The sequence below is a fragment of the Komagataeibacter ossonobensis genome (genome assembly GCF_057359305.1).
In genome coordinates, this window is sequence record NZ_JBXAYQ010000002.1 from 290,990 (window position 1) to 311,753 (window position 20,764).

Consider the following 20,764-nt stretch of genomic DNA (forward strand, 5'->3'; position numbering starts at 1 on the left):
CGCATGACCCAGCCCGCCCTTTATCCTTCCGTTATCACGATCCCCCGTGACAATGGCCCCGCATGGCGGATGGAGGTACATGAAAGGCTGGGATCGACATCCGACCTGTGCAAGGCGCGGCTTGAGGCGGGCGAGGGGGCGGATGGTGTCGCCATCCTCGCGCTGGAACAGACGGCGGGACGTGGCAGCCGGGGGCGTGAATGGTGTGATCCCGGTGGCAACCTTGCCCTGTCGGTCATGCTGGTGGGGCAGGGGGCTGCGGTGCCGGTGGGGCTGTGGCCGTTCATTGCCGGGCTTGCGCTGCATGACGCCGTGGCGGCCTACGTCCCCGCCGGTCATGCGCTGGAACTGAAATGGCCCAATGACCTGCTGCTTGATGGGGGCAAGATGGCCGGTATCCTGATCGAGAGCGGGATCGGGGCCAGGGTGTCATGGCAGGTGATCGGTATCGGGGCCAACCTGCGGGGCAGGCCCGATATCGCAGGCCGCACGCTGGCCTGCCTGGCGGATTGCCGGGACGATGTACCGGCAGCGCCCGAGGTGGCGCACAGGCTCCTGCACCACCTGGGCCTGTGGCTGTCGCGTTACGAAGCACATGGATTTGCCACCATCCGCACCGCATGGCTGGAACGGGGACACGCAATCGGTACCCCCATACGGGTTACGGCAGGAAACCAGCAGTTTACCGGCACGTTTGCAGGGTTGGAAGATGACGGCATCCTGTTGCTGCGCACGCCCGACGGGGTGCGTCGCGTGGTGACGGGCGAGGTGCTGCTGGCCCCCGTGGAACGAGAATAATCGGTCCCGGCAAAGGAAAGAGATTTAAGTTGGCGGGATTACATGATAATCCCATGCATGATTTTATGGCGAAAGGTGTCGAGCACCGCCCACCCGACGGGGAAAGGCGATGGATGGCTCCACCCACGCCAGCAGGGCAGGCGGACCGGCGACATGGCTGGCAGCCAGACAGGATCTTGGCCCCGACCGGGCTGACAACAGGGCACGAACAACGGCACGGAACGGGCGTTCCGCGGCCATTTTTCAAACACATCTGAAACCATGGTAACTGACACAGGATTTATTGATGAATGATATGACAGGCGTTTCATTCCTTCCGTTAGGCGGGACAGGCGAAATCGGCATGAACCTCAACCTGTACCGACAGGGTGAGGCATGGCTGGCGGTGGATTGCGGCATCGGCTTCAGTGGCAATGACACACCGGAGGCGGAAATCATCCTGCCTGACCCTGTCTTCATTGCCGAACGCAAGGATGCGCTGGCCGGGCTGGTTGTCACCCACGCGCATGAAGACCATCTGGGCGCCATTGCCCATCTGTGGCCGCAGCTTTGCTGCCCGGTCTATGTCACCCCGTTTGCCGCCGCCGTGCTGCGCCGCAAGCTGGGGGAGGCCGGGCTGCTGCAGCAGGTGCCCATCCATGTGATCGCCCCGGGCAGCGCCTTTACGGTCGGGCCGTTTGACCTGCGCTTCGTCTCGGTCACGCATTCGGTGCCGGAATCACAGTCGCTGGTGCTGCGCACGCCGCAGGGCATCATTGTCCATACCGGTGACTGGAAGATCGATCCCGACCCGCAGGTGGGGCCGCCGACCGACCTTGAAACCTTTGCCGAACTGGGGCGCGAGGGCGTGCTGGCCATGGTGTGCGACAGCACCAATGTCCGCACCGAAGGGCCATCCGCGTCCGAAGCCGATGTACGGCGCGAGATGACGCGCCTCATCGCCTCGCTTGAGGGGCGGATCGCGGTGACCTGCTTCGCCAGTAACGTCGCCCGCGTGGAAACGCTGGCCATGGCGGCAAAGGCCGCGGGCCGTCGCGTGGCCGTGGTCGGGCGCAGCCTGCGCAATCTGGAAGTCGCGGCGCGTGAATGTGGCTACCTGTCGGATGTGCCGCACTTCCTGTCGGAACAGGACGCCAATTCCATCCCCGACAACCAGATCCTGCTGATCGTGACCGGCAGCCAGGGCGAACCCCGTTCCGCCCTGTCGCGCATCGCGGCCGACACCCACCCCAACATCGCGCTGGGTGAGGGCGATACGGTCATCTACAGCAGCCGCATGATCCCCGGTAACGAACAGGCCGTGATACAGGTGCAGGACAGCCTGACCCGCCGCGGCGTGCACGTGATTACCGACAAGGACCATCTGGTGCACGTATCGGGCCATGCCACGGGTGGTGACGTGCGTAAGCTGTATGACCTCGTGCGCCCGCGTTTCCTGATCCCGGTGCATGGCGAATGGCGTCACCTGACCGCCAATGCCGCCATTGCGCAGGAACTGAATATCGAACCCGTGCTGCTGGAAGATGGCGATATCCTCGACATCCGCGCTGATGGGGTCGAAATTGGCGATACTGCTCCCACCGGGCGGCTGGTGCTGGATGGCGGGCGTATCCTGCCCATGAATGGCGGCGTGCTGTCGGCGCGGCGGCGGATGCTGTTCAACGGCATGGTGATGGGCAGTTTCGCGGTGGATGACGAGGGCTACCTGATCGGGGACCCGAAGGTCAGCGCGCCCGGCCTGCTGGATGCCGAAGATCCCGAAACGCAGCGCGTGACCGAGGAGTTCGGTAATGCGCTGGACGAAATCCCCGATGAACTGCGTGAAAACGACGCGACCTTCCGCGAAGCGGCCAAGACCGCCCTGCGCCGTGCGCTGGGCCGCAAGCTGCAGAAGCGTCCGCTGGTGGATGTGCATCTGCTGCGGGTGTAGTTGATAAAAGTTTCTGGGTGCCGCCTTTTTTAAGGCGGCGTTTCCTGAAGCTTTTTGAAAACAGCTTCCCCGAAAACTTTTTTAATTACCTTCGGGGCGTTTCACAGACCGCAAATGATTATGGCAGGGAACGGATGGACCGTTTCCTGCCATTATTTTTTTGGTACGTTTTCCCTAAACCCGGCGTCTCGTGTGCAACCAGATTTGCCTGCGCAGCTTAGCCCCGGCACGGGCTTGCCGCCATGCCCCCTCACGTGGATGTTTACGCACTTACGGCCTTTGCGCATCACGCTTCGGTGTGGCGCGGGGGGATATCACGCACATGCCCCATTCCACGGGCGTTGTGATTGGTCTAGGGTCCGCTGCATTATCGGTTCTCATACTTCAAGGTTCATACGGATATGCGTCTGTCCCGCAGTTTTCTGCCGACCCTCAAGGAAAATCCGGCCGAGGCCCAGATCACGTCACACCGGCTCATGCTGCGTGCGGGCATGATTCGCCAGACGGCGGCAGGCATCTATGCCTGGCTGCCAGCCGGCCTGCGGGTGCTGCGCCATATCGCGAATATCGTGCGCCACGAACAGGATGCCGTGGGCGCGCAGGAACTGCTGATGCCCACCATGCAGTCCGCCGACCTGTGGAAGCGTTCGGGCCGGTATGACGCCTATGGGCCGGAAATGCTGCGCATCCGTGACCGGCATGAACGCGACATGCTGTTTGGGCCGACCAATGAGGAAATGATTACCGACCTGTTCGGTCAGGCGGTCAAGTCCTACAAGGAACTGCCGCAGGTGCTGTACCAGATCCAGTGGAAGTTCCGTGACGAGGTCCGCCCCCGCTTTGGCGTGATGCGCGGGCGCGAGTTCTACATGAAGGACGCCTACAGCTTCGATCTTGACCACGATTCCGCCGTCGATACCTATCGCCGCATGATGCTGGCCTATCTGCGCACGTTCCAGCGTCTGGGCGTGCGTGCGATCCCGATGCGCGCCGATACCGGGCCGATCGGTGGCGAACTGAGCCACGAATTCCTGATTCTGGCCCCCACGGGGGAAAGCGGCGTGTTCTTTGACAGCGCGCTGGAGGACCAGGACTGGCTGGGCGAAAATGTTGACCTTAACGACCGCGCGTCGCTTGAAAAGTTCTTTACCGGCATGACGTCGTTCTATGCCGCGACGGACGAGATGCATGATGCGGAGGCATGGGCAAAAGTGCCAGCCGAACGCCAGCGCGAGGGGCGTGGCATCGAGGTCGGGCATATCTTTAACTTCGGGCGCAAATATACCCAGTCCATGGATATCGCCGTAAGCGGTCCCGACGGTGCGCCGCTATATCCGGAAATGGGGTCGTATGGCATTGGCGTCTCGCGCCTTGTCGCCGCGATCATCGAAGCCAGCCATGATGACAACGGCATTATCTGGCCCGCATCCGTAGCCCCCTTCCGGGCCGCCATCATCAACCTGAAGAATGGTGATGCGCAGTGCGACGCCATCTGTGAAAAGCTGTATGCGGCAGCGCCTGATGACCTGCTGTATGATGACCGTGCCGAACGTGCGGGCGCAAAGTTTGCCGATGCCGATTTGCTGGGCCATCCATGGCAGCTGATCGTGGGCCCGCGCGGGGCGAAGGATGGCAAGGTGGAAGTGAAAAACCGTCATACCGGTGAACGCACCGAGGAAACGGTCGAGGCCGCCCTGACCCTTATCGCGAAAATACGCGGCTGATGTTTGGTCCCTTCGAGCGGATGGTCGCCGGGCGTTACCTGCATGCCCGGCGGGGGGAACGGTTCGTTTCCGTCATCGCGATCTTCTCGCTTGTGGGGATCGCGCTGGGTGTCGCCACGCTGATCATCGTCATGTCGGTCATGAACGGGTTCAAGGCTGACCTGCTGGGCCGTATCCTCGGGCTGAATGGCGATCTCAGCGTATTCGGCGTAACGCGTACCATCAGCGATTATGATGACGTGGCAGGGCGCGTGCGGAAGGTGCCGGGCGTTGTGACGGCAGCACCTCTGGTGGAATCGCAGGTGCTGCTCAATTCCGGCAGCTACAATGCGGGCGGGCTGGTGCGCGGCATGACGCGGGCCGACCTGCAGGCGCTGCATGAGGTCAGCGATAACCTTGTCGCCGGTTCCATGGACGATTTTGGTGGTGATGACACCATCATCGTCGGCACCACGCTGGCGGAACGCGCGGGGCTGACGGTGGGCGGCAGGCTGACGCTGGTCTCGCCCCAGGGGGCGGCGACCGCATTCGGCACCATGCCGCGCGTGCGCGCCTATCGCGTGGTGGGTATATTTGACGCGGGTGTGAATGATTATAACGCCAGCTATGTCTTCCTGCCGCTGCATGCGGCGCAGGTGTATTTCCAGCTGCCGGGGCAGGTGACGCAGGTGCAGGTCATGACCCGGGATGCGGAAAACGTCGGCCCCATCCGTCAGGCGATCGAGAAGGTCATGGATGGCAATGTGCGCGTCATGGACTGGACGCAGAGCAACAATGCCTTCTTCGGCGCGGTGCAGGTGGAACAGAACGTGATGTTCCTGATCCTGACGCTGATTATCCTTGTCGCCGCCTTCAACGTGATTTCGTCGCTGATCATGATGGTCAAGGACAAGAGTGCCGATATCGCCGTGCTGCGCACGCTGGGGGCGACGCGCGGGGCGATCATGCGCATCTTCCTCATGTGCGGGGCGTCGGTGGGGGTGACGGGCACGTTTGTCGGTACCGGGCTTGGCATCGTGTTCTGCCTGAATATCGAACATATCCGCCAGTTTCTGCAGCGCATTACCGGCACCAACCTGTTCAATCCCGAGGTCTATTACCTTGAACACCTGCCCGCCAGGCTGATCTGGTCGCAGGTGATCGAGGTGATCGTGATGGCGCTGGTTCTGTCGCTGCTGGCGACGCTGTATCCGTCATGGCGGGCGGCAAAAACCGACCCGGTGGAGGCCCTGCGCCATGAGTGACGCCCTGGACAACGCCCCGTCGCTGCGCATGGATGGCGTGGCGCGCCGTTACATCAGTGGTGAGGAAACGCTGGATGTGCTGCGTGGCGCGGACCTGACGCTGCACCCCGGTGAGATCGTGGCCCTTGTCGCCCCTTCGGGCACCGGCAAGTCCACGCTGTTGCATCTGGCGGGCCTGCTGGAAAAGCCGGATGCGGGCTGCGTCATGGTGGCGGGGCAGGACGCGGGCGCGCTGACGGATGCGCAGCGTACCCAGATCCGGCGCGACCGGATCGGGTTCGTGTACCAGTTCCATCACCTGCTGGCCGAATTCAGCGCGCGTGAAAACGTCATGCTGCCGCAGATGATCGCGGGTGTCGCGCGCACGGCGGCGCGTGCGCGGGCGGACGAACTGCTGTCCATTTTCAGGCTGGGGCACCGGCTGGATCATCTACCGGGCAAGCTGTCGGGGGGGGAGAAGCAGCGCGTGGCCATTGCCCGTGCGCTGGCCAACCGCCCGCATGTCCTGCTGGCGGATGAACCGACGGGCAATCTGGACGTGCATACGTCTGACGCAGTGTTTGACGCGCTACTGGAAACCGTGCGGGCCCATGGGGTCGCTGCCCTGATCGCAACCCATAACATGGACCTTGCCCGCCGTATGGACCGCATCGTGACCCTGCGTGACGGGCTGGTTGTGCCGGTGGTACCCGCCACCTGAAAAAATGCCAGAAAGTTTTTGGTGAAGCTTTTTTCAAAAAGCTTCACGGAACGCTGCCTTTTTGAAAAAAGGCGGCACCCAAAAACTTTTGTTATTTTTCAGGGATAACAGGCTGCCCCTGTGCGCAGGGCGTGCGAATCAGATGCGGTGTGGGGTAGGATAGGCCCATGTCCCATGCCGATTTTGTCCACCTGCGTGTCCACTCCGCCTATTCCCTCAGCCAGGGGGCCATCCGCGTGCCCGAACTGGTGGCGCTGGCCCACGACATGCGCATGCCCGCCGTCGCCATTACCGATACGGGCAACATGTTCGGCGCGCTGGAATTTTCGCAGTATTGTGGAAAGAAGGGCGTGCAGCCCATTATCGGGTGCCAGATCGGCCTGCCGTCGCGCAGCGACAAGCCCGGCAGCCCGGCCGAACCCGTGGTGCTGCTGGCGCGCAATGCGGAAGGGCTGGCCAACCTGCAGTTCCTGTCCTCGGCGGGGTTCCTGCAGCATGAAACGGATGAACCGACCGTCACCCTCGATGTGCTGTGCGAACGCGCGGGCGGGCTGTTCCTGCTGACGGGGGGCAGCCGGGGACCGCTGTTCCACATGCTGGCCGAAGGGCAGGAAAGGGAGGCAGCACGCCTCATGGACCGCCTGCACGAAGCCTATGGCAGCCACATGGCGGTGGAACTGCACCGCCATGGGCAGGCGGCGGAACGCGCGGTGGAGCCGGGCATGATCGCCATGGCCGACCGCATGGGCCTGCCGCTGGTGGCGACCAATGAATGTTTCTTTCCCAGGCCGGACATGTACGAGGCGCATGACGCGCTGCTGTGTATCGCGCAGGGCCGTACCATGGCCGAACGCGACCGCTGGCGGGTGACACCCGAACACTGGTTCAAACCGCCGGAGGTCATGCGTGAACTGTTCGCCGACCTGCCCGAAGCCTGCGACAACACGCTGGACATCGCGCGCTGCTGCGCCATTGCGGTCGAAACGCGCAAGCCCCTGCTGCCGGTCTGCCCCAAGGTGGAAGAAGGCCAGACCGAAGAACAGACATTGCGGCACATGGCCGTAACCGGCCTGAAAAACCGCCTGTCGCGCATGACGGTCGATGACGACACGCGGACGAAATACGAAGAACGCCTGGCATTCGAACTCGACATCATCGCACAGATGGGTTTCCCCGGTTATTTCATGATCGTGGCCGACTTCATCCAGTGGGCCAAGGCGCATGACATACCCGTGGGGCCGGGACGTGGTTCGGGTGCCGGGTCGCTTGCGGCATGGGCGCTGACCATTACCGATATCGACCCCATTCCCTTCAACCTGCTGTTCGAACGGTTCCTCAACCCCGAACGCGTGTCGATGCCCGATTTCGATATCGATTTCTGTCAGGACCGGCGTGACGAGGTCATCCGTTACGTCCGCAGCGAATACGGCCCCGACCGCGTGGCCCAGATCATCACGTTCGGTAAACTGCAGGCGCGTGCGGCGGTGCGTGACGTGGGGCGCGTGCTGGGCCTGCCATTCGGCATGGTCAACCGCGTGGCGGAACTGATCCCCAACAATCCCGCGCAGCCCGTGACCCTGAAACAGGCGATCGAGGGGGAGCCGCGCCTGCAGGAAATGCGCGACGAGGACGAGGCCATCGCCCGCCTGCTGGAAATCGGCCAGCAGCTGGAAGGCCTGTTCCGCCATGCCAGTACGCATGCGGCAGGTGTTGTGATTGGTGACCGCGAACTGGTGGAACTGGTGCCGCTGTATCGCGATCCCAAAAGCGACATGCTGGTCACGCAGTACAACATGAAGTTCGTGGAGCAGGCGGGACTGGTCAAATTCGACTTCCTCGGCCTGACCACGCTGACCATCCTGCAACGCGCGGTGCAGTTCCTGCACGGCATGGGGGTCGAGGTTGACCTGTCGGCCCTGCCGCTGGATGACGGACTGACCTACGACATGCTGGCGCGCGGCGATACGGGCGGCGTGTTCCAGTTCGAAGGTGCCGGCATGCGCGACGTGCTCAAGCAGATGCGCCCGACCCGGCTGGAAGACCTGATCGCCGCCGTGGCGCTGTACCGTCCCGGCCCCATGGCCAACATTCCCGATTACTGCAGGCGCAAGCATGGGGAGGCATGGGAACCCCCGCACGAGGAAATCCGCGATATCCTGGAAGAGACCTACGGCATCATGGTCTATCAGGAACAGGTCATGCAGATCGCCCAGAAGATGGCGGGCTACAGCCTGGGGGGCGCCGACCTGCTGCGGCGCGCCATGGGCAAGAAGATCCGCGCGGAAATGGACCGCCAGCGCGAGATCTTTACCGAAGGGGCGATGAAGCGCGGGATCGAGCGCGAAAAGGCTGCCGAGGTGTTCGACCTCATGGCCAAGTTTGCCGATTACGGGTTCAACAAATCCCATGCCGCCGCCTACGCGCTGGTATCGTACCAGACGGCGTGGATGAAGGCGAACCATCCCGTCGCCTTCATCGCCGCATGCATGTCGCTTGCGCGTGAAAAGACCGACAAGCTGGCGGGCCTGCGGCAGGAAGCCGACCGGTTGGGCATTCCCATCCTGCCGCCCGACATCAATGCATCCGGCGCGGACTTCACGGTGGAAAAACTGCCCGATGGCAAGGGCTATGGCATCCGCTACGCGCTGGCCGCGGTCAAGAAGGTGGGGCTGAGCGCCATGCAGTCGCTGGTGGCGGTGCGCGGCGACAGGCCCTTTACCGACCTTGAGGACCTGGCCGCCCGCCTTGACTCGCGGCAGGTCAACAAGATGCAGCTGGAAAACCTGGCCCGCGCGGGGGCGTTCGACACCGTCCTGCCCAACCGCGCGCAGGCCTGTGGCGGGGCGGAAACCGTGATGCGGCGCGCACAGGCCAATGCGCAGGAAGCCGCCAGCGGGCAGATTGGCCTGTTTGGCGGTGGTGGCGCCATACCCGCCCAGCGTGAGCCGCTGCGCCTGCCGCGCTGCGCGGACTGGCCTGAATTCGAACGGCTGAACATGGAAGCCGACGCCATTGGCTTCCACCTGACGGGACACCCGCTGGATTCCTACGGCCCGCTCATGCGCAGGCTGGGGGCGGTCAGGGCCACGGGGCTGGAGGCGGCGGCACAGGCGGGCATTGGCCGCGTCAAGATCGCGGGCTGTGTGGTGGACCGCAAGGAACGCCCCACGCGCACGGGGAACAAGATGGCGTGGGTGCGGCTGTCCGATGCGTCGGGCGGGTGTGAAATCACCTTCTTTTCCGAAGTGCTGTCGCGGTCGCGTGAAATCCTGGTGGCGGGCAATGCCGTGGTCGTCACTGCCGACCTGAAGCTGGAGGGCGAGGCACTGCGCATCACGGCGTCCGACGTGATGGAACTGGAACAGGCGGCGGCGGAAGCAGCGGCGGAACTGCGTATCTGGTTCGACCGGGCGGATGCGCTGGAACCGATCCGCGACGTGCTGCTGGGCAATGGCAACGGGCGGGGGCGGGTGATCCTGCTGCCATCGGTCGCGGAAACGCGCGATGTTGAACTGACGCTGTCCGAACGTTACCGCGTGACCCCACGCGTAGCGCAGATGATCAAGGCCATCGAGGGCGTGGGCAAGGTGGAACAGTTCTGACCCCATGGCCCGGCGGGCAGGGATTGCCATGAACCTTGCATGTGCCGGGCCGGGGTGTCATACGCAACCCCTGCCAGTTTTTTTCATTGTCCCTGTCGACGCAATGCCGGATACAGAATGGACCAGACCAATCCCGCTACCACCCTGTCGCACCAGCATGTCACCTTTCCAGACGGATTGCAGCTGGACTGTGGCTTCCACCTTGCCCCGGTGGATGTGGCGTACCGCACCTATGGCGCCCTGTCGCCCGCGCGTGACAACGCGATCCTTGTCTGCCATGCGCTGACGGGTGACCAGTACGTGGCCGACCCCCATCCCCTGACCGGCAAGCCCGGATGGTGGGGACGCATGGTCGGGCCGGGGCTGCCGATTGATACCGACCGTTTCTTTGTCATCTGCGTCAATGTGCTGGGCGGGTGCATGGGCACGACCGGCCCGCGCAGCCTGCGGGTGCGTGAAGACGGGACGGAGGAGCCGTGGGGCACCGATTTCCCCGCCATCACCATCCGTGACATGGTGCGCGCGCAGCACCTGCTGGTTGAACATATGGGCATCAGGCGCCTGCTGGCGGTTGTTGGTGGGTCCATGGGCGGCATGCAGGTGCTGGAATGGTGCGCGGCCTATCCCGATCAGGTGTTCGCGGCCATGCCGATCGCGACATCCCCTTTCCATTCCGCGCAGAACATCGCCTTTAACGAAGTCAGCCGCCAGGCCATATTCGCCGACCCGCAATGGCATGGTGGCCGGTACTGGGAATGTAACGAGATCCCGGCCCGTGGGCTGGCGGTCGCGCGCATGATGGCGCACATCACCTACCTGTCCGAAGCGGCGCTGACACGCAAATTCGGCCGCCGCGTGCGGGCGACCCCCGGACGCGGGGCGGTGGGGGCGCCGGGCGCGCTGTTTGGCGAGATGTTTGAGGTGGAAAGCTACCTGCGCCATCAGGGATCGACCTTCGTGCGGCGGTTTGACGCCAATTCCTACCTGACGATCACGCGGGCGATGGATTATTTCGATCTCGGCGCCGAGCATGATGGCGATATGTCGCGCCCGTTCCGGGGCACGCCCACGCGGTTCTGCATCATATCGTTTTCGTCTGACTGGCTGTTCCCTACGTCACAGGCGCGGCTTTTGGCCCGTGCGCTCAACCAGGTCGCGGCAAACGTATCCTTTGTCGAGATCGACAGTGACAAGGGGCATGATGCCTTCCTGCTGGATGAACCTGATTTTGACCGGACCATCCGTGGCTTCCTGTGCGGGGCGGCGGAACATGCGGGGATTGGCTGACCATGCGGCTTGACCAGCGCCTGATCGCGGGCATGATCCGTCCCCGGACCCGCGTACTGGATGTGGGCAGCGGCGATGGCGCGCTGCTGGACTACCTGTTCCGCAACAGCGGATGCGACGCGCGCGGGATCGAGATCGACATGCGTGAGGTCACCCGTTCCGTGGCCCACGGCCTGCCGGTCATGCATGGGGATGCGGACCACGATCTGGTCCATTACCCCGACAATGCGTTTGATTACGTGGTGCTGCAGCGCACCCTGCAGGCGGTCGAACGCCCGCGGGAGGTACTGCGCCAGATGCTGCGCATCGGGCGGTATGCCATCGTGTCATTCCCCAATTTCGGCCACTGGCGGCTGCGCATGCAGCTTCTGCTGCGCGGGCGCATGCCCATGACCAGCGTATGGAGCACGCCGTGGTACGACACGCCCAATATCCACCCGTGCACGATCCTCGACTTTTTGACGCTGTGTCGCGATGAGGGTTATGTTGTCCAGCAGTGGATGGCCGTTGATGAAGACGGCGAGCGCGCACCATGGCGGCGTTCGATCCGGTTGGCCAACCTGTTCGGGGAACAGGCGCTGTTCCTGTTACGACGCAAGGACGCCCCCCGTTAACAAAGTCGCCATGGTGGGAGACGTGACATTGGATACCCTTGAAGCCATCCAGACCCGGCGCGCCATACGGGCCTATGACCCGGATCACAAGATCAGCCCGGCAGACCTGCACAAACTGCTTGCGGCCGCACGCCATGCGCCCTCTGCCTTCAATATCCAGCACTGCCGTTTCGTGGTGGTGCGCGACCCGGCCCTGCGCCGCGCGCTGCGCAAGGTGGCGTGGGACCAGCCGGATGTGACCGATGCCTCCGCGCTGGTCGTGATCTGCGCCGACCGCGATGCGTGGAAAAAAGACCCGGCCCGCTATTTCGATGGCGCGCCCGAGGACGTGAAGCAGCGCATGGCGGAACTGATCCGCAGCTATTACGAAGGCCGAGAATGGGTCCAGCAGGACGAGACCATGCGCAGCGCGGGCCTTGCGGCCCAGACGCTCATGCTGGCCGCCACCGCCATGGGCTACCAGTCCTGCCCCATGGACGGGTTCGATTATGACGCGGTGGGGCGCCTGATCAACCTGCCGGCGGACCATGTGGTGGCGATGTTTGTCGTCATTGGCAAGGGCGTGGAACAGGCCGCGCCGCGCGTGGGCAAGCTGCCCGATGGCGAAGTCATCCTGACCGACCGTTTTCCCCCGTCGTGAACCGGGCCGCCCGTGACGGGCGGGCATAAGGCGGGGGCTGCATGAAAAAGCTTGCGGTTCCCCCCGTAACAATATACAGTCTCAGGCTTGGGAACGGACCGCGCCTGTTCCTTGTGCTGGTTTGATTGCACGTGTCCTTGACGCGGGGGACACGAACAGAAGCAGACTGGACCGGCCTTTATTCCTTACATGATATCCTTGCGACGACAGACCGAGTGCCCCCGTGCATATAAGGGCCGGTGTCGGGTATGTCTGTCAGTTCGCCATCCGGGCATGCAGGTTCCTGCACGCCCCACGGCCCTGTTTTTTTGCGCCAGGAGGCGCCATTCATGACAACGTTTGCCGATCTTCATCTTGCAGAGCCGCTGCTGCGGGCACTGGACGAGGAAGGCTACGCCACGCCCACCCCCATTCAGGCCGGCGCCATTCCCTATCTGCTGGAAGGGCGTGACCTGCTGGGGCTGGCACAGACCGGAACGGGCAAGACCGCGGCCTTCGCGCTGCCGATCCTTGACCGTCTTTTCCGTGAAAAAGGCCGTGCCCACCCCAAGGGCGCACGCGCGCTGGTGCTGGCGCCGACCCGCGAACTGGCATCCCAGATCGGGGAAAGCTTCGCATCCTATGCCCGCCACATGCGCTTCAGCCACGCTGTCGTGTTTGGTGGCGTGGGGCAGGGACGCCAGATCGAGGCCCTGCGCCGCGGCGTGGACGTGCTGGTTGCCGCCCCCGGCCGCCTGCTGGACCTGATGGGGCAGGGGCATGTCGACCTGTCCGGGCTTGAGGTCCTGGTACTGGACGAAGCCGACCGCATGCTGGACATGGGCTTCGTGCGCGATATCCGCAAGATTGTCGCCGCCCTGCCGACCGACCGCCAGACACTGCTGTTCTCGGCCACCATGCCCAAGACCATTTCGGATCTGGCGCACGGCCTGCTGCGTGACCCCGCCACCGTGCAGGTCACGCCGCCGTCCAGCACGGTGGACCGTATCCGGCAGGCGGTGATGTTTGTTGATACCGGCAACAAGCGCGAGGCGCTGAAGCTGCTGGTTGACTCGCCCAAGGTCGAACGCGCCGTGGTGTTCACGCTGATGAAGCATGAAGCCAACAAGGTCGCGGCCTTCCTGAGCGAACACGGCATCACGGCTGAAGCCATTCATGGCAACAAGTCGCAGGGTGCGCGTGAACGCGCCATGTCGGGTTTCCGTTCCGGCAACGTGAAGGTGCTGGTGGCGACCGACATCGCGGCGCGTGGTATTGACGTGGATGACGTGACCCACGTGTTCAACTACGACCTGCCCAACGTTCCCGAAAGCTATGTCCACCGCATTGGCCGCACGGCGCGCGCCGGGCGTGAAGGCTGGGCCGTTTCCCTGTGTGATGCGGAACAGCGCGCATGGCTGCGTGATATTGAAAAGAATATCGGCAAGAAGATCCCGGTTGTGTCCGAACATCCTTACCATTCGGAATCAGCCGAGAATTCCACCATGCGTCCGCCCGTGCTGGGTGGCGGTGGTCGCGGCCGTGGGGGCGGCGGTGGCCGTTCCGGCGGCGGCCGTCCCGGTGGTGGTGGTCGTCCCGCCGGTGGCGGTCGTCCGCCCGGTGGTGGCCGTGGCGGTCGTCCCGGTGGCGGTGGCCGTTCCGGTGGCGCGGGTCGCCGCGCGGTCTGACACCACACGTATGACAGAATGAACAAGGCATCCGGTCCGATGGATCGGGTGCCTTTTTTCGTCTGTCGCAGACTGTCCGTTCATATGTAAAACGGGATATTTCACATAATAAATCACATTGCATTATTTATTATGTAAAATGTATTCATGTTTTTTGTCGGGTCGTTATTGTATGCAGCGCACGATACCTGTTTTTTTAACTGATACCTGAAAATAAATCCGTATTCCACATAATGCCTTGCGGTCCCGACGGCACGTCATTTAATGTGCCTTCCCATTAAGGAAATCACAGGAAAGAGATACCTTTTAAGCGGAACTTTTTGCCATAAGGAATAAATCGTGCCTGGCGCGGGGCGCAATAATGGTCAGTAAAATGTCCTGGCGCGTCTGTTGCATGCATGCGTATCAGCAGGTTTTTATTCAGGTCGGTCTGGTTGCAAAATATGCTAAGGGAATTGTGGCTGAAGTGGGGCGGCAAAGCGTTCATGGCCACGCCGCGTGGGACGAAGTGGCTTGTCTGCTTCCTGCTGACGGGTGGGGCGTTTCTCTGCCTGTCTGTTGGCGACGTTACCCTTGCGCCCGCACAGCAGGCCTATATTTCCATTGGTACGATCAGCCTGTTCTTCTTCCTTAACCGCAAGAAGGGACGGCACGTTACCTGCATCCTCATGATGCTGTCCCTGTTCGTGTCCTTCCGTTACCTGATCTGGCGGCTGGGCAGCACGGTGCAGTTCACCGGTCCGCTGCAGATTGTCATGTCGATCGCCCTGCTTCTGGCTGAGGGATACGCGCTGTCCACCCTGTGCCTGAGCTATTTCCAGATGTCATGGCCCCTGGGCCGCAAGCCGCACAACCTGCCGGACAACACCGATGAATGGCCGGTGGTGGATGTCTATGTCCCATCCTATAACGAGGATCTGGAACTGGTGCGTTCGACCGTACTGGGGGCGATGGACCTGCACTGGCCCGCGGATAAGCTGAATGTCTATATCCTGGATGACGGGCGGCGGAAGTCCTTTTACGATTTTGCAAGGGAATCCGGCGCGGGTTACATCATCCGTTCAGAGAACAACCACGCCAAGGCCGGCAACCTCAATCACGCGATGAAGATCACCAAGGGGGAGTTCGTGGTCATTTTCGATTGTGACCATGTGCCCACCCGGTCCTTCCTGCTCAAGACCATTGGCTGGATGGTGGCGGATCCCAAGCTGGCGCTGCTGCAGACGCCGCACCATTTCTATTCCCCCGATCCGTTCCAGCGCAACCTTGCCGCGGGCTATGACGTACCGCCCGAAGGCAACATGTTCTATGGGCTGGTGCAGGATGGCAATGATTTCTGGGATGCGACGTTCTTCTGCGGTTCGTGTGCCGCCATCCGCCGTTCGGCGCTGCTGAGTGTCGGCGGCTTCGCGACCGAAACGGTTACGGAAGATGCCCATACCGCGCTGAAGATGCAGCGCAAGGGGTGGGGGACGGCCTATCTGTGCCAGCCATTGGCCGGTGGGTTGGCCACCGAACGGCTGATCCTGCATATCGGCCAGCGCGTGCGCTGGGCGCGTGGCATGCTGCAGATCATGCGGCTGGACAACCCCCTGATGGGCGGTGGCCTGCGGTGGGAACAGCGGCTGTGCTACCTGTCGGCCATGTCGCACTTTCTGTTTGCCATCCCACGGGTAACCTTCCTTGTCTCACCGCTGGGGTTCCTGTTTTTCGGGCAGAACATCATCGCGGCATCCCCCTTTGCCATCATGGTCTATGCGCTGCCGCATATTTTCCATTCCATCATGACCCTGTCCCGGATCGAGGGGCGGTGGCGCTATTCCTTCTGGAGCGAGATTTACGAGACCTCGCTCGCGCTGTTCCTTATCCGCATCACCATCGTCACCCTGCTGCAGCCGCACAAGGGCAAGTTCAACGTGACGGACAAGGGCGGGCTTCTGGCGCGCGGGTATTTCGATTTCAGCGCGGTGTACCCCAACGCCATCATGGCGCTGATCCTGTTTGCGGGAATGGTGCGCGGCATACTGGGCATGATTTTCCAGTACCATCAGAAACTGGCGTTCCAGTCCTTCTTGCTCAACACTTTATGGATCACCATCAGCCTGATCGTGGTGCTGGCGTCCATCGCGGTGGGGCGCGAGACGCGACAGATCCGGCACAAGCCCCGCGTGCGGGCCAAGCTGCCTGTCGAGGTCTGTTTTGCCGATGGCGCGGCATATCATGCCCATACGACGGATATTTCGCTGGGTGGAGCGGGGGTAACCCTCAACCTGTCGACACAGCTTGAGACCCCGATGGACATCATCCTGCGGTACAGCAAGCCCGATGACGGGATCGAGGTGGCGGTGCCTGCCACCATTCTTGGGCAGCGCGGTTCGTGGCTGCATCTGCAATGGAAAAATGAAACGCTGGAGCAGGAACGCCAGATTGTCAGCTTTGTATTCGGTCGAAGCGATGCATGGCATAACTGGGCCGATTTCAAGGATGACCGACCGTTGAACAGCATATATCAGGTCATAAAAAGCATAGGCGGCCTTCTATCCCCGCCTTACCTGTGGGATCTCAGCCCGGCGCAGGAATCTGAAGAAAGTGATGAAAGCGTGCACAAGGAAGAAACGCTGGAAAAAAAGAGCCTTGTGGTGCCGCCTGTCCATCGGGGCATTGGCTATGGCGTGACCATGATGGCGGCAGGGATGGGCATGTTGCTGTCGGTGATGACGCCCGCACGGGCGCAGGAACCCGTCTCCCCCCCGCCCGTGCCGCCGGCAGCCGTGGCGCCTGTCGCAGCGCCGCCTGCATCCCCACCGGTTTACAGTACGACGGGCGTGTCGCGCCTGACCCCGCTGGGCGATACCAACAGTGGCGATATCCCGCCCGTGGGCAGTGTGGCGGACCCCAGGCTGGCGGACCGCGTGGCCGATACCGAAATTACGCGCACCATTCCGTTTCATGACCTTGGCCTTGAAAACGGCCCCCTGACCCTGCGTGGTTTTTCACCATTGCAGGGTATTGACGTGGTGGTGCCGGCCAACCGCGTGGTGACCCATGCAACGCTGAAACTGTCAGGGGCGATTTCGCCCTCGCTGCTGCCCGAAGCCACGGCGCTGACCGTCACCCTGAATGAACAGTATGTCGGCACGATCCGCATCGATCCCACGCACCCGACCTTCGGTCCGATGGAAATCGAGGTCGATCCGCTTTATTTCACGGGTGACAACAAGCTCAATTTCCATTTTGCCGGTGAATACAGGCGTGACTGCAATGACCTGTACAATGACGTGCTGTGGGCCCAGATATCGGATCAGTCCAGCATTACCCTGACCACGGCGCGGATCGTGCCCGAACGTGACCTGAGCCGGTTGCCGGTACCCTTTTTCGATCCCAATCTGAAGGTGGCCATGCGGGTGCCGGTGGTCATGCCCGCGTCATCACCGGGGGAGGACATCATGCGCGCGGGGGGGCTTGTCGCCTCATGGTTCGGCAAGCTGGCTGACTCGCGCCTGCTGTCCTTTCCCGTGTCGCGCAGCATGCCGGCATCGGGCAATGCCATTGAAATCGGGCAGAATATTCCTGTTGATGACCAGGGACACATGCCTGCTGGCCCGACGCTGCTGGAAATCGCCAATCCCAATGACAGGTGGGGCACCGTCCTGATCGTAACCGGGCGCACGCCGCACGAGGTTGAGGTCGCGGCCCGTGCGCTGGTGTTTTCGCCCGATACGCTGGGCAACATGTCATCTGCCGTGGTGCAGGATGTTACCCTGCGCCCCCGCGCGCCATATGATGCACCAGCTTTCATCCCGACGGATCGCCCGGTGCGCTTTGGTGAACTGGTGACAGCGGGCGACCTGCAGGCTGGCGGGTTTGCGCCCGGTACGCTGCATGTGCCGTTTCACCTGCCGCCCGACCTGTATACGTGGCATGGCCTGCCTTTCCTGATGGATCTGTGGGTGCGCACGCCGGATAACCCGGTGGTGGATATCAGCGCGTCCCGTCTGGATGTCAGTCTCAACAACTCTTACCTGCAAAGCTATTCGCTGCTGGGCAACAGCCTGTGGCGTATGTGGTCGGAACGGATGGTTACCCAGCATGCAGGCGCGGTGGGCCACGTCACGGCGCTACCGTCATGGCTTCTGTTCGGGCAAAATGACCTGCAGTTCAACTTTGACACCCGTCCGGTGGACCGTGGGGCCTGTCGCCGTACGCCCGATAACCTGCGTCTGGGGATTGATTCGGATTCCGTGCTGGATTTCCGGCGTGGGGTGCATTTCGCGACCCTGCCCAACCTGTCCTATTTTTCTGAAATCGGGTTTCCGTTTTCGCGCATGGCCGACCTTGGGGAAACCACGGTGGTTTTGCCGCCCACGCCGGATACCGACACGATCGGGGCCTATCTTGACCTGATGGGCTTCATGGGATCGGTGACATGGTATCCCGCCGCAGGGGTGCATTTTGCCACGACGGCGGATATCGCGCAGAACCCGCCTTCGGGCGATATCATCCTGCTGGCGCCTGTGGGGCAGATGGGGGCGGCGACTTCCCTGCTGTCACGTTCGGCATACCAGATTGACGATGGCCATATCCATGTCGGTCAGGATATGGGGCTGCAGGGTATCTGGTACATGTTCCAGGACCGTGACGGCAGCGGACTGCGCAATGGGGTGACCGCCAACCTGAATGCCCCGGTGCGCAACGCCGCGATGATGATCGGGGCGGAATCCCCCTATGCCAGCCATCGTTCTGTTCTGGCGCTGCTGGGGGATGATGGCGCGCATATCCATGACCTGGTCACCAGCCTGCATGACCGCAAGGCCCTGTCCAGCCTGCAGGGTGACCTGGTGCTGAAGAACGGTGACAAATTCACGACCTATCGCACATCACCCACCTATACGGTGGGCAGGTTGCCGCTGTGGATGTGGGTGGACTGGTTCCTGTCGCGGCACCCGATCCTGATGTACCTGTGTGGTGTGACGGGCGCGATCATGCTGGGAACTGGCGCATGGCTGTGGCTGCGGGCCCGGGCGCGCCGACGGGTGCGTGAGCAGGCCGAGGCCGATGAAGCGGCACGCATGGCGGAACATGCATCTGAAGACTGATCGGGCGGGGCGCAGGCAATGTATGTGCTTGCGCCCGTGTCGTCCGCAGCCTGTGGTACAGATCATGGGGCGGTGCAGGGGACGGCGGCCCCATGGTTCGCGGTGCAGGCAAGGGGGAGGGATCTGGCATCCGTATGATGGAACAGGCCATTCCCGTATGGAATATCACTACCGTCACGCCATCGTTTGATGGGTGCGCTGCATTGTGACGGCATCATATTTTCAGGGAATGTGGCGGAGAGGGTGGGATTCGAACCCACGGTACGCTCACACGCACGGCGGTTTTCAAGACCGCTGCCTTCAACCGCTCGGCCACCTCTCCATATCGTCTGTTTAGCTAGGTCTGCCGCCGCCGTCTAGATGTTACCACGCACAAAAACCGCTGCATTCATATGGTTACTGTGCCGTCTTTTGTGCCGACATGCATTACCCGGTCCAGTTCATCCGCCGTCAGGGCCGACAGATAGATTTCAGTTGTCTTGACCGATGTGTGTCCCAGATGGCGGCTCAGACGGTAGATGTCGCCGCCTGCCTTGAGCCAACGGATAGCGAAGGCGTGGCGGAGGTCATGGATACGAAAGCGGGTGAAGGAGATGCTCTCGGCTTCGCATCGCGCCATCACCCGGCGCATGACCTGTCCATAGTTTGAGGCCGCATTTCGATAAGGCTTTCCATGCCGGTTTGGGAACAGGCAACCGGTACGGGGTGCTTGCTCCAGCAACGCGGTTGCGTCTCCGCCTGGTGTGACCCATGCGATCGTGCGTGGCCGACTCGTCTTGGTGCGGAGCAGTCGGATCTGTTGGCGTTCATGGTCCACGTTGTCTCCCGTCAGGCTGACAGCTTCGTTTTCCCGCATGCCCGTCTGTTCCAGCAGGTCGAGAATCGCAGCCATGCCGGGCGGGCAGGCGGCTTTGACCCGCGCTACCGAATCGGGGCAGGGCGGTGTGATCGGATCGCGCCGTTCGCGGATGATCGTGCGGTCAAAGGACAGGGCCGGGTTGCTGGTGATCCAGCCCCATGCCACGCAGGCCGACAGCAGGCGGGACAGCGCCGTCAGGTCCCGGCGGATGGTGGCATTGGTTACGCTGCCTGACCGGCCCGATACGAAATTGGAAATCAGGCGCGTGGTGATGTCGCGCACACGAACGCCCTTGAATGTATCTTCCAGACTGCGGATTGAGATGGTGTAGCGCCGCATGGTCTGGGGCTTGACCGAGGTTGCCAGCACTTCGGTAATCCAGCGGATGACGGCTTCCTCAAAAAGCTGGTCGCTGTCTCCCGTTACCGCCTCGCGCTCGAGTTCCGTTTTCCACTGCTTGAGCCTGCGCCGGGCTTCTCGCGGGTCAGCCGTGCGTAGGCTGCTTCTATGCTCGCGGCCGGCAATCTGGAGCCGCCCCCAATACGTTTTGCCTCGAAGGTAGATGTTGGCGTTGGTGCGGCCTGACAAACCCGGGCCTCCTGA

Annotated in this window: 12 protein-coding genes and 1 tRNA gene; 11 read left to right on the forward strand and 2 right to left on the reverse strand. The window is 62.4% G+C overall.

What is annotated here, in order from left to right; genetic code table 11:
- Positions 1-3: 3 nt before the first annotated feature.
- The 11 genes from AC1RQ9_RS03690 (at position 4) to bcsA (ending at position 19,302) form a co-directional block, all read left to right on the forward strand.
- Complete coding sequence (locus AC1RQ9_RS03690; RefSeq protein ID WP_485985585.1) at positions 4-798, forward strand: biotin--[acetyl-CoA-carboxylase] ligase; 795 nt, start codon at positions 4-6, stop codon at positions 796-798.
- Between the two features lie 286 nt (positions 799-1,084).
- On the forward strand, positions 1,085-2,728 hold the full coding sequence (locus AC1RQ9_RS03695; protein ID WP_485985586.1) for a ribonuclease J: 1,644 nt from the start codon (positions 1,085-1,087) through the stop codon (positions 2,726-2,728).
- Between the two features lie 401 nt (positions 2,729-3,129).
- A complete protein-coding gene (gene proS, locus AC1RQ9_RS03700; RefSeq protein WP_485985587.1) occupies positions 3,130-4,452 on the forward strand; it encodes a proline--tRNA ligase in 1,323 nt (440 codons plus the stop codon).
- Positions 4,452-5,696: a lipoprotein-releasing ABC transporter permease subunit gene (locus AC1RQ9_RS03705; RefSeq protein ID WP_485985589.1), complete on the forward strand. Its 1,245-nt coding sequence runs from the start codon at positions 4,452-4,454 to the stop codon at positions 5,694-5,696. Before proS ends, AC1RQ9_RS03705 begins: the two co-directional genes overlap by 1 nt.
- Positions 5,689-6,396, forward strand: a complete 708-nt coding sequence (locus tag AC1RQ9_RS03710) for an ABC transporter ATP-binding protein (RefSeq protein ID WP_485985590.1) — start codon at positions 5,689-5,691, stop codon at positions 6,394-6,396. The genes AC1RQ9_RS03705 and AC1RQ9_RS03710 overlap by 8 nt, the downstream gene beginning before the upstream one ends.
- Before the next feature lie 167 nt (positions 6,397-6,563).
- The gene (gene dnaE / locus AC1RQ9_RS03715) at positions 6,564-9,998 is read left to right on the forward strand and encodes a DNA polymerase III subunit alpha (RefSeq protein WP_485985591.1); all 3,435 of its coding nucleotides are present in this window, start codon (positions 6,564-6,566) and stop codon (positions 9,996-9,998) included.
- 117 nt (positions 9,999-10,115) lie between these two features.
- Positions 10,116-11,285 (forward strand): homoserine O-acetyltransferase MetX, encoded by a 1,170-nt coding sequence (gene metX, locus AC1RQ9_RS03720; protein WP_485985592.1) that lies wholly within the window; start codon positions 10,116-10,118, stop codon positions 11,283-11,285.
- Between the two features lie 2 nt (positions 11,286-11,287).
- Complete coding sequence (metW, locus tag AC1RQ9_RS03725; RefSeq protein WP_010506332.1) at positions 11,288-11,899, forward strand: methionine biosynthesis protein MetW; 612 nt, start codon at positions 11,288-11,290, stop codon at positions 11,897-11,899.
- A 28-nt stretch (positions 11,900-11,927) separates the two neighbouring features.
- Entirely contained in the window at positions 11,928-12,539 is a 612-nt protein-coding gene (locus AC1RQ9_RS03730; protein ID WP_485985618.1) for a nitroreductase family protein, read from the forward strand.
- Positions 12,540-12,868: 329 nt separating this feature from the next.
- A complete protein-coding gene (locus tag AC1RQ9_RS03735; protein WP_193732341.1) occupies positions 12,869-14,206 on the forward strand; it encodes a DEAD/DEAH box helicase in 1,338 nt (445 codons plus the stop codon).
- A gap of 485 nt (positions 14,207-14,691) precedes the next feature.
- The gene (gene bcsA, locus AC1RQ9_RS03740; RefSeq protein WP_485985593.1) at positions 14,692-19,302 is read left to right on the forward strand and encodes a UDP-forming cellulose synthase catalytic subunit; all 4,611 of its coding nucleotides are present in this window, start codon (positions 14,692-14,694) and stop codon (positions 19,300-19,302) included.
- A gap of 232 nt (positions 19,303-19,534) precedes the next feature.
- On the opposite strand, the gene AC1RQ9_RS03745 is transcribed toward bcsA, so the two are convergent.
- Together AC1RQ9_RS03745 and AC1RQ9_RS03750 are read right to left on the reverse strand one after the other, a co-directional pair.
- Positions 19,535-19,624, reverse strand: a tRNA-Ser gene (locus tag AC1RQ9_RS03745).
- A 66-nt stretch (positions 19,625-19,690) separates the two neighbouring features.
- Entirely contained in the window at positions 19,691-20,749 is a 1,059-nt protein-coding gene (locus AC1RQ9_RS03750) for a tyrosine-type recombinase/integrase (RefSeq protein WP_485985594.1), read from the reverse strand.
- Positions 20,750-20,764 lie beyond the last annotated feature (15 nt).

Bases quoted from the DNA above. Each gene is read 5' to 3' on its own strand.
- AC1RQ9_RS03690 (WP_485985585.1), top strand. From the start codon at position 4: ATGACCCAGCCCGCCCTTTATCCTTCCGTTATCACGATCCCCCGTGAC.
- AC1RQ9_RS03695 (WP_485985586.1), top strand. From the start codon at position 1,085: ATGAATGATATGACAGGCGTTTCATTCCTTCCGTTAGGCGGGACAGGC.
- proS (WP_485985587.1), top strand. From the start codon at position 3,130: ATGCGTCTGTCCCGCAGTTTTCTGCCGACCCTCAAGGAAAATCCGGCC.
- AC1RQ9_RS03705 (WP_485985589.1), top strand. From the start codon at position 4,452: ATGTTTGGTCCCTTCGAGCGGATGGTCGCCGGGCGTTACCTGCATGCC.
- AC1RQ9_RS03710 (WP_485985590.1), top strand. From the start codon at position 5,689: ATGAGTGACGCCCTGGACAACGCCCCGTCGCTGCGCATGGATGGCGTG.
- dnaE (WP_485985591.1), top strand. From the start codon at position 6,564: ATGTCCCATGCCGATTTTGTCCACCTGCGTGTCCACTCCGCCTATTCC.
- metX (WP_485985592.1), top strand. From the start codon at position 10,116: ATGGACCAGACCAATCCCGCTACCACCCTGTCGCACCAGCATGTCACC.
- metW (WP_010506332.1), top strand. From the start codon at position 11,288: ATGCGGCTTGACCAGCGCCTGATCGCGGGCATGATCCGTCCCCGGACC.
- AC1RQ9_RS03735 (WP_193732341.1), top strand. From the start codon at position 12,869: ATGACAACGTTTGCCGATCTTCATCTTGCAGAGCCGCTGCTGCGGGCA.
- bcsA (WP_485985593.1), top strand. From the start codon at position 14,692: ATGGCCACGCCGCGTGGGACGAAGTGGCTTGTCTGCTTCCTGCTGACG.